Origin of the sequence: Corallococcus llansteffanensis (genome assembly GCF_003612055.1) — a bacterium.
Lineage (GTDB): Bacteria > Myxococcota > Myxococcia > Myxococcales > Myxococcaceae > Corallococcus > Corallococcus llansteffanensis.
On record NZ_RAWB01000916.1, the window covers coordinates 1 to 2,258 of the forward strand.

At 72.6% G+C, this 2,258-nt stretch carries 1 protein-coding gene and 1 pseudogene; both read right to left on the reverse strand.

Annotated features, from left to right (window positions below):
- Nucleotides 1-1,915 (reverse strand): serine/threonine protein kinase (locus tag D7V93_RS42040; RefSeq protein ID WP_147451642.1); only part of this gene is annotated, 1,915 nt, incomplete at its 3' end.
- A 161-nt stretch (nt 1,916-2,076) separates the two neighbouring features.
- Nucleotides 2,077-2,258, reverse strand: a pseudogene (locus tag D7V93_RS46300) (DEAD/DEAH box helicase); the annotation flags it as partial.

Below are 2,258 nucleotides of genomic sequence, written 5' to 3' on the forward strand. Positions count from 1 at the left end.
TGCTCACGGTGGGCGGCGGAGCGACGGGAGGGGGAGGCCGCAACCACCAGCCCAGCCCCACGGCTCCCAGGATGAGCGCGGCGGTGCCCACGATGGGCACCAGGCGCGACTTCGGCTTGCCGCCGGCGGAGGCTTCCACGGGCAGCGTCGATGGACCGGGCTGTCCCGGGGAGCCACTCACGCTCACCGGGGCGAGCAGCTGCCCCTGGGGGCTCAGGATGTGCCCTCCGACGCTGCCGGGAGCACCCTGCTGGCCACTGAAGCTGCCGGGCACGGCCTGCTGGCCACCGATGCTGCCGGGCACGGACTGCGGCCCCGAGACGTGGCCCGGGATGAACTGCTGGCCACCGAAGCTGGCCGGCACGGCCTGCTGGCCACTGAAGCTTCCCGGCACGACCTGCTGGCCACTGAAACTGCCCGGCGCGGCCTGCTGGCCGCCCATGCTGCCCGCTGCCGCGTGCGGACCCGGGGCGTGGCCCGGCACGGCCTGCTGGCCACTGAAGCTTCCCGGCATGGCCTGCTGCCCACCGACGCTGCCCGGTGCGACGTGCTGCCCCGTGACGTAGCCCGGCGCGGCCTGCTGCCCGCCCATGCTTCCCGGCGCGACGTACTGCCCGGGAAAGCCTCCGCTCGCGTACGACTGCCCCGCGACGCCGCCCTGGACCGGCGCGCCATGCTGCGAGGCCACGGCTCCGGCCGCCACCGCTGGCAGCGCCACGCCCGAGGGCCTCACGACGCCCGGGGTCGGCATCTGCGTCGCGCCAAAGCCCATCGTGTCTTCAGGCGCGGCTGCCTGGGGCTGCTGTCCGTACTGGGCCGTGCCTCCGGGGGCCATCGTCGCGTCGAAGCCGATGGCGTCCGCCGCCGCGAGGTCACCCGGACCGAAGCGGTTCGTGGACGGTGCCCTGCTCACGGGCGCCATCGTCGCGCCCATCGCCCCCGCGTCATCCAGCGCCGAGGAGGGCAGGGCGATGCCCGACGGAGGCGACGTGCGCGTGAAGGTCCGCGACGCCCGCATCTCCGCGGTCTCCGGCAGCGACTGGAGCGTCGTCCCGGTGAGGTCCGCGATGAACGCCCCCACGTCCGGGTAGCGGTCATCCGGGTTCTTCGCCAGCGCGCGCGACACCGCCGCCGGGATGTTCGCCGGCAGCTCCGGCATCAGCGTGGCGAGCGACACCGGCGGCTCGTGCACCACGCGGTAGATGATCTGCGCCAGCGAACCTCCGCCGAACGGCGTCATCCCGGAGAGCATCTCGAACACGATGCCGCCCAGCGCGAACAGGTCCGTCCTCGCGTCGATCTGCCGGTTGCGCCCCTGCGCCTGCTCGGGCGACATGTATTGCGGCGTGCCGATGAGCACCGCGTCCTGCGTCTGGAGCGTCTCGGAGGACATGACCTTCGAGATGCCGAAGTCGAGCAGCTTCACGCGCTCGCCCACCACGCCGCCGGAGTCGGTGGGCACCAGGAAGATGTTCGCCGGCTTCAGGTCCCGGTGGACGATGCCCGCGCGGTGCGCCGTCTGCAGCGCCGAACCCATCTGCCGCGTGAACGAGAACACCTCCTCCACCGACAGCCGTCCGTGCCGCAGCCGGTCCTGGAGGCTCTCCCCGCGCAGGTACTCCAGCACCAGGAACGGACTGCCGTCCTCCAGCGTGTCGAAGTCCAGCACCTCCACGATGTTGGGGTGCCCCAACCGGGAGGCGATCTCCGCCTCGCGCCGGAAGCGCACGTGGATGTCCGGGCTCACGTGGTCGCCGACGCGCAGCACCTTGACCGCCACGTGCTTGCCTGGAAGTCGCAGGTGCTGGGCCAGGAACACCGACCCCATGCCGCCCCGACCCAACACGGAGACGACTTTGTAGGTGTTCCGGAGGACCGAATCGATGTGCAGCTCACCGTCAGCCGAGCGCGTCATGGAAGAGGGCGTGTCCTGATGGCAGAGGGGTGCGAGGCACCCCCAGAAAACGGGACGTGACGCTATCACGCCCCGGAAAGACGAACGCCCGGACCCTCATGCGAGGACCCGGGCGTCTTGAAGTCGATCATTCCCTGCTCACCCGGGAGGGTGGCCGGGGCTCAGCCCCACTTGGAGAACTGACGCCGGGGCGGAGGCGTGCTGGCCCCCGCGGCCGGAGGAGGCGGAGCGCCGGCAGGACGGGCCTGCGGCGAACGGCCCTGACCGCCACCCCGGGCCGCCTGGGTGCTCGCGCCGCTGGAGCGGCCCTGCCCGCCGCCGCTGGAGCGGCCCTGGCCACCAC